This window comes from Aeromonas sp. R3-1 (assembly GCF_040908345.1).
In the GTDB taxonomy this organism is placed as follows: Bacteria; Pseudomonadota; Gammaproteobacteria; order Enterobacterales; family Aeromonadaceae; genus Aeromonas; species Aeromonas veronii.
This window is the reverse complement of sequence record NZ_JBFODN010000247.1, coordinates 1-7,307: the sequence shown is the minus strand read 5'-3', so window position 1 is coordinate 7,307 and position 7,307 is coordinate 1. Positions and strand designations below refer to the sequence as shown.

The following is a 7,307-nucleotide window of genomic DNA, read 5'->3' as shown; positions in this document are numbered from 1 at the left end:
GAAGCCCCCTGGCTCCAATCTTGCCGACCATGTTTACGCAACCATACCAGAACGGTGGAGCGGCCCTGAATGCCATAACGCACCTGAGCCTGTTTATAGGTGAGCTCGCCTTTTTCAATCTGCTCGACCAGCGCCAGTTTAAAAGTCAGCGAGTAATCGCGCTGTGTCCGTTTCACACCTTGTCCCATCGGGCTCTCCATTTATTGGGGGGAAAGGTGTAAACCATATTCAGGACGGGACAATCAAATGAAAAAAGGGACCAATCTGGTCCCTTTTTCTATGGCGTCATGGTGCTCAGTAGAGGTGCTGGCTGATGCCATTCAGCAGCCGCGACAACCCCTTGGTGAACTGCACCGGCGCATCCTGCACCGTGTAGCAGAGGCAACCGTCCGGCGTATGCGGGCTGTGAGAGTGGCTGGCATCGCGCCAGATGAAATCCCCCGCCTTGTAAAGGGTATCGCCATCCTGAATATTGCCCGCCAGCAGCAAGGTCAGCTCATAGCCTTGATGGGTGTGCTCTGGGATGCGGCCGCCCGCTTCGATATGGAGCAGGCTGGCGCGCGCGCCCATCTCGTCCAGCGGCAGACTCTGCTGACGAATGGCGCCGATATGGCGCCACTTGGGCGAACGGTAACGGGCCAACACCCGTGGCAAACGGTAGGCCTGACCGGCCACCTCCAGCTCGCCGTGCTGCGTTCGGGGCTGGTCATGTGTTGGCTCGGAGAGGGGCTCTGCCAGCGGCTGCGCCAGAATATCCGCCAGCATCGCGTCGAATCCGGCGTCCAGTCCCACTTCATCGCGGGAGTCCAGCTCGGGCTCTGCTGGCGAGGCAAGATATTGCTGCGCCAGCTCTTCTTCGAATGTCTTTAGTCGGGCAGTACAATCGGGGCAGAGTTCACAGTGAGCGGAGAGCCCCACCGCCAGCGGCAGAGAGAGCTCGTCGGCGGCAAAGGCACGCAGCATAGGGTCGGTCGGATGGGCTTTAATCATGGCCTTGCTCCACTTGCTCTTTCAGTTTCTGTAACGCCAGCCGGAGGCGGGACTTGATGGTACCGAGCGGCACGCCGAGTCGCTCCGCCAACTCCTGCTGGGAGAACTCCTGCAGATAGATGCCACGCACCACCTGCTGTTGCGGCTCCGGCAGGGTGCCCAGATAGTGGGCCATCTGACGGGTCAGCACCGCATCCTCACCGCCGCTCAGGTGCTCCTCTTCGGCCTGAAACTCCAGCACCGGCCACAGCTCCTCGGCACAGAGATCCTCCTTGCTGGCGCGACGACGGCGCAGCATGTCGAAGCACTGGTTGCGCATCACGGTATAGATCCAGGTGGTCGGCGCCCCCTTCTCGGGGTGGTAGAGGCGCGCCTTCTGCCACACCAGCAGCATGGTCTCCTGCACCAGCTCCATGGCGTTGGCTTCGCTGCCGAGGTGGCGCAGGCCGTAGCTGCGAATACGCGGCGCAAAGTGTTGGAACAGGCGGGCAAAAGCAGCCTTGTCGGCCTGCTCTGCCACCCTGATCAGCAGAGATTTGAGGTCGCCATCCGGGTTATCCATCACGGGCGAGGTCCTGCGTATGGTCGAGTGTGGTTGGCCAGTATATGCCATTGCGCCATCCCTTTGGTGTGCTGTCGAACATGCTGTGGTGATGACTTGTACGGCGCTGCGTCAGTGGCGGATCAGCGGGTCAGGAAAAAATCAGTGGCTGGCCACCAGTACCCCCTTGAGCAGGGCGATGGCGGGCTGATTGTCGGCGGCGGCTAGCAGCAACTGCTTCTGCTCGGGGGGGATCGGCAGCACCTCCAGCCAGCGCTGGGCCACCCAGTTGCCATCGTCCCAGCGGGGGGCGGGATAGAGGGCGGCATAGTCGGGATAGTCTGCAAACACCTCCCGCAGCGCATCGACCAGCGGCAGCTGATCGGGATGGAGCCGGCGGGGCGGCCAGGCCGTCAGCGGCGTCACCTCGCCGATGCGCAGGCCGTCTGGCTCCTGCCACAGATCCTCTATCTGCACCCGCTCCATCCCCTGCACCGTGATCCCCAGCATGCCGTCCGGCAGCCGGTCGAAATCGATGATGGTGACCCGGGTGGCGATGGGCAGCATGTTGCGCAGGGCGTCGGGCTGGCGAGGGTCCACCATGCAGAGGGCAAAGCCGGACTCCCCCGCCTCTGCGATCATCCGCTGGTATCTCGGTTCGAAGATCCGCAGCGGCATGACGCCGCCGGGCAGCAGGTGGGCAGATAGGGGAAACAGCGCCAGTCGCATCGCAAACTCCTCGGTTGGGAACCTCTGTTGATACGCCGGGCCAGAGGGAGGAGATCATTCCCGTCAGCGGAAAGGAAAAACCCTTAACAATCAGGGGAAAATAGCCTGGACAAGCCGCTTCGATATGCAGTAGAAATGGATAAGCACCGTAATTTCCGCCCAATATTCTGGAATATGGCGCCAAACGCAGTGAAATATCCGCCCGACAGCGAGCGGCGGGTCATCCCTATAGTTTTCTCGGGCCGATGCGGGTAAAATTCACGCCCTTATATATCAGTCATTTTTCGACGCGCAACCTTGGTGGTCAGTTATGAAAGAGCATATTCATCATCTACTTGAACAAACGGTAGCCAATCTCAAGTCAGCAGGCGTCCTGCCGGCGGACCTGGAAGCTCGCGTGCAAGTAGACCGATGCAAGGAAAAAGCTCACGGCGACCTGGCTACCAACCTGGCCATGCTGCTGGCCAAACCGGCCCGCAAGAATCCCCGTGAGCTGGCGGCTGCCATCATCGAGCACCTGCCTGCCTCCGACCTGATCGCCAAGGTCGAGATCGCCGGTCCCGGCTTCATCAACTTCTTCTTCGACCAGCGCTGGCTGGCCGGTCAGGTCGAGGCCATGGTGACCTCTGCCAACGCCAACGTACGGTTGCCCGCGCCACAAACCGTGGTGGTGGACTACTCCGCCCCCAACGTGGCCAAAGAGATGGCGGTGCACCACATCCGCTCCACCGTACTCGGTGACGTAGCTGCGCGCGCGCTGGAATTCCTCGGCCACAAAGTGATCCGCGCCAACCACATCGGCGACTGGGGCACCCAGTTCGGCATGCTGATCGCCTATCTGGAGAAGATGTCCAACGAGCACGCCAGCGACATGGCGCTCAAGGATCTGGAAGCCTTCTACACCCAGGCCAAGCGTTGCTACGACGAAGACGAAGCCTTCGCCGAGCGCGCCCGTAACTACGTGGTCAAGCTGCAGGGCGGTGATGAGTACTGCCGTACCATGTGGAAGAAGCTGGTAGACATGACCATGGAGCAGAACCAGATCAACTATGACCGCCTGAATGTCTCCCTGACCAACAAGGACATCATGGGCGAGTCCATGTACAACGACATGCTGCCGGAGATCGTTGCAGACCTGAAAGCCAAGGGACTGGCGGTCGAGAGCGAAGGCGCCACCGTTGTCTTCCTGGACGAGTTCAAGAACAAGGATGGCGAGGCCATGGGCGTCATCATCCAGAAGAGCGATGGCGGTTTCCTCTACACCACCACCGACATCGCCTGTGCCAAATACCGTTACGAGACCCTGGGCGCCGACCGTGTCATGTACTTCATTGACTCCCGTCAGCACCAGCACCTGATGCAGGCCTGGACCATCACCCGCAAGGCGGGCTATGTGCCGGAATCCGTACCGCTTGAGCACCACGCCTTCGGCATGATGCTGGGCAAGGATGGTCGTCCCTACAAGACCCGTTCCGGTGGCACCGTCAAGCTGGTTGACCTGCTGAACGAGGCCGAAGAGCGCGCCGCCGCCCTGCTGGAGAGCCGCAACAGCGACCTCTCTGCCGAAGAGAAGGCCAACGTGGTCAACGCCATCGCCATGGGCGCGGTCAAGTATGCGGATCTCTCCAAGAACCGTACTACCGACTACATCTTTGACTGGGATCTGATGCTCTCCTTTGAAGGCAACACTGCCCCTTACCTGCAGTACGCCTACACCCGTATCCAGTCCATCTTCCGCAAGGCCAACATCGATGCCGAAACGCTGACCGGCAACGTGACCCTGAACGAAGAGGCCGAAGAGGTGTTGGCCCAGAAGCTGATCCAGTTCTCCGACGCGGTCAACGGCGTGGCCGACAAAGGCATGCCGCACCTGCTCTGTACCTACCTGTACGAGTTGTCCGGCAACTTCATGACCTTCTATGAAGCCTGCCCGATCAACAAGGATGGCGTGGACGAAGCGACCCGTCAGAGCCGTCTGCTGCTGTGCGCCGCCACCGCCAAGGTGCTGAAACTGGGCCTCGGCGTACTGGGCATCCATACCCTGGAGCGCATGTAATAGATGGCAACCCGGGATTATGTCGGCAGCCGCCCGCGACGTCGGGCGGGTGGCCGCAATACCAAGAAAGCGGCCCCTCGCCGCTTTCCTGTTATTCCAGTGCTGCTGGTCGTGGCACTGCTGGCAGGCTTTGGTGGCTTCCTTTACATGATCAATGGCAAGGGCAACGACGCCCCCACCATTGAGGAGCAGGTAAAGGCCAACAAGCCAAAAGCGCAGAATAACGGGCTGCCTCAGGAGAAGTGGAGCTACATCGAACGGCTTGAGAACAAGCAGGTCGATATCATAGAGCCGCCGACCCAGCCGGGTGTGCTGCCGCCACCGCCGGCAGATACCATGACCCTGCAGCCGGAAAAACTGCCGCAGCCGGTGCCGACCGACATTCCCCAACCGGGAACGCCCATCGGCCAGCCCAAGCCCTATCAGCCCAATCCGGCGACCACCCCTTCCACCTCCGGAGCACCGGTTGCCAGCGCGCAAGAGCAGGTGATCGACCGCAAGGCAGAACGGGAACGGATGGAGCGAGAGATCCGTGCCGAGCTGGAACGGGAGCGCGCTGAAGCGGCCAAGGCCAAAGCGGCGACCCCGCCAGCCCAGACCGCAGCCGCCGACAGCGGTCGCTACATGATGCAGTGCGCCGCCCTGCGCTCGCAGGATTCCGCAGAGTCGCTCAAGGCACGTATCGCCTTCACCGCCGGCCTCTCTTCCAGCCTGCAGGTGATCAATGGCGCCAACGGCACCGTCTACAAGGTGATGGTCGGCCCCTTCAACGGCAAGGCGGCCGCCGACGCGGCCAACAGCAAGCTGCAGAGCTCCGGCATCAGCGGCTGCATTCCCAAGAAAGGGTAATCCGCTTACCGATGACGCAGGGCCGGGTGGCAACACCCGGCCCTGTTCTTTTGGTGCCACTCGCACCCACGCTCTTGACTACCCCGTTTATCCCGACCAAAGGCAGGGTTGAAAAGCCCGTTTGCCATCCCCATCTTTCTTGCCATGCACAGTCAGGCCGTCATTCGGCTCAAGCGAGGTAAGTAAAGTGACTACCATAGTTTCAGTTCGCCGCAACGGTCAGGTCGTCATCGGTGGCGATGGCCAGGTCTCTCTTGGCAACACCGTCATGAAGGGCAACGCCCGCAAGGTTCATCGTCTCTATAACGGCAAGGTGCTGGCCGGTTTCGCTGGCGGTACCGCCGACGCCTTCACCCTGCTCGAACGTTTCGAAGCAAAACTGCAGGCCCATCAGGGTAATCTGGAGCGCGCCGCCGTGGCGCTGGCCAAAGATTGGCGCACCGATCGCGCCCTGCGCCGCCTCGAAGCGCTGCTGGCCGTGGCCGACGAACACAAATCCTTCATCATCACCGGCAACGGTGACGTGGTGCAGCCGGAGCACGATCTCATCGCCATCGGCAGCGGCGGCAACTTTGCCCAGTCCGCCGCCATCGCGCTGCTGGAAAACACCGAGCTGGATGCCAGGACCATTGTCGAGAAGTCCCTCAAGATTGCGGGCGATATCTGCGTCTTCACCAACGGCAACCACACCATCGAAGTGCTGGACTACGCTGCCAAGTAAGGCCGCCAGCCAACCCAATTTCCCAAGGGGTGGGCACTGCCCGCCCCGGATACAGGAACACCATCATGTCCGAGATGACCCCGAGAGAAATCGTCCACGAGCTGGATCGTCACATCATTGGTCAGGCCGATGCCAAGCGCGCCGTTGCCGTTGCCCTGCGCAACCGCTGGCGCCGGATGCAGCTCAACGAAGAGATGCGCCATGAAGTGACCCCGAAAAACATCCTGATGATCGGCCCGACCGGTGTCGGCAAGACCGAGATTGCCCGTCGTCTGGCCAAGCTGGCCAACGCCCCCTTCATCAAGGTGGAAGCGACCAAGTTCACCGAAGTGGGCTATGTCGGCAAGGAAGTGGACAGCATCATCCGCGATCTGACCGATGCCGCCATCAAGCTGGTGCGCGAAACCGAGATGGAGAAGATGAAATACCGCGCCGAGGAAGCCGCTGAAGAGCGCATCCTCGACGCTCTGCTGCCCAACCCGCGCAACACCTGGGGTGAAGAAGAGAAAGCCGACAACTCCAACACCCGCCAGATCTTCCGCAAGAAACTGCGGGAAGGTCAGCTGGATGACAAAGAGATCGAGCTGGAGCTCTCCGCCTCCCCGATGGGCGTCGAAATCATGACCCCGCCGGGCATGGAAGAGATGGCCAACCAGCTGCAGGGGCTGTTCCAGAACCTGGGCCAGAACCAGAAGAAGAAGCGCAAGATCAAGGTCAAAGAGGCCATGAAGGCGCTGATCGAAGAGGAAGCAGCCCGTCTGGTCAATCCGGAAGAGCTGAAGCAGAAGGCAATCGCCGCGGTCGAGAACAACGGCATCGTCTTCCTCGACGAGATCGACAAGATCTGCAAGCGCGGCGAGAGCTCGGGCCCGGATGTCTCCCGTGAAGGGGTACAGCGCGACCTGCTGCCGCTGGTCGAAGGTTGCACCGTCAACACCAAGCACGGCATGGTCAAGACCGACCACATCCTGTTTGTCGCCTCCGGCGCCTTCCAGATCGCCAAGCCGTCCGACCTCATCCCCGAGCTGCAGGGCCGTCTGCCGATCCGGGTCGAGCTGACCGCACTGACCACCGATGACTTCGAGCGCATCCTGACCGAACCGAACGCCTCCCTGACCGATCAGTACAAGGCGCTGATGGCCACCGAAGGGGTCAACATCGAGTTCACCAAGGATGGCATCCGCCGTCTGGCCGAAGCGGCCTGGCAGGTCAACGAGCGTACCGAGAATATCGGTGCCCGCCGTCTGCACACCGTGATGGAGCGCCTGATGGAAGATATCTCCTATGACGCCTCCGAGAAGTCCGGCGAGACCTTTGTCATCGACACCGACTACGTCAACGCCCATCTCGGTGCGCTTGTCGAGGATGAGGATCTGAGCCGCTTTATTCTGTAAGCACGCCCAGCCATCACGATCAAAAAC

7 protein-coding genes and 1 pseudogene are annotated in these 7,307 nt (G+C 61.1%); 4 read left to right on the top strand and 4 right to left on the bottom strand.

Going from position 1 to position 7,307, the window contains the following annotated elements; translation table 11 throughout:
- From AB5Y85_RS16680 to AB5Y85_RS16665, 4 genes and pseudogenes are all read right to left on the bottom strand, one after another.
- Positions 1-188, bottom strand: a pseudogene (locus AB5Y85_RS16680) (IS3 family transposase); the annotation flags it as partial.
- A gap of 106 nt (positions 189-294) precedes the next feature.
- Positions 295-990 (bottom strand): ChrR family anti-sigma-E factor, encoded by a 696-nt coding sequence (locus AB5Y85_RS16675; protein ID WP_257687596.1) that lies wholly within the window; start codon positions 988-990, stop codon positions 295-297.
- Positions 983-1,552, bottom strand: a complete 570-nt coding sequence (locus tag AB5Y85_RS16670) for a sigma-70 family RNA polymerase sigma factor (RefSeq protein WP_005355542.1) — start codon at positions 1,550-1,552, stop codon at positions 983-985. The genes AB5Y85_RS16675 and AB5Y85_RS16670 overlap by 8 nt, the downstream gene beginning before the upstream one ends.
- Positions 1,553-1,693: 141 nt before the next feature.
- Complete coding sequence (locus AB5Y85_RS16665) at positions 1,694-2,260, bottom strand: LON peptidase substrate-binding domain-containing protein (protein ID WP_150389974.1); 567 nt, start codon at positions 2,258-2,260, stop codon at positions 1,694-1,696.
- A 310-nt stretch (positions 2,261-2,570) separates the two neighbouring features.
- On the opposite strand from AB5Y85_RS16665, the gene argS reads away from it, so the two are divergent.
- From argS to hslU, 4 genes are all read left to right on the top strand, one after another.
- Positions 2,571-4,316, top strand: coding sequence for an arginine--tRNA ligase (argS, locus tag AB5Y85_RS16660; RefSeq protein WP_005355547.1), 1,746 nt, complete (start codon positions 2,571-2,573; stop codon positions 4,314-4,316).
- Between the two features lie 3 nt (positions 4,317-4,319).
- A complete protein-coding gene (locus AB5Y85_RS16655) occupies positions 4,320-5,165 on the top strand; it encodes an SPOR domain-containing protein (RefSeq protein WP_005340771.1) in 846 nt (281 codons plus the stop codon).
- A gap of 187 nt (positions 5,166-5,352) precedes the next feature.
- The gene (gene hslV, locus AB5Y85_RS16650; RefSeq protein ID WP_005342555.1) at positions 5,353-5,886 is read left to right on the top strand and encodes an ATP-dependent protease subunit HslV; all 534 of its coding nucleotides are present in this window, start codon (positions 5,353-5,355) and stop codon (positions 5,884-5,886) included.
- Between the two features lie 65 nt (positions 5,887-5,951).
- Entirely contained in the window at positions 5,952-7,280 is a 1,329-nt protein-coding gene (hslU, locus tag AB5Y85_RS16645) for an HslU--HslV peptidase ATPase subunit (protein ID WP_005340773.1), read from the top strand.
- Positions 7,281-7,307: the final 27 nt, after the last annotated feature.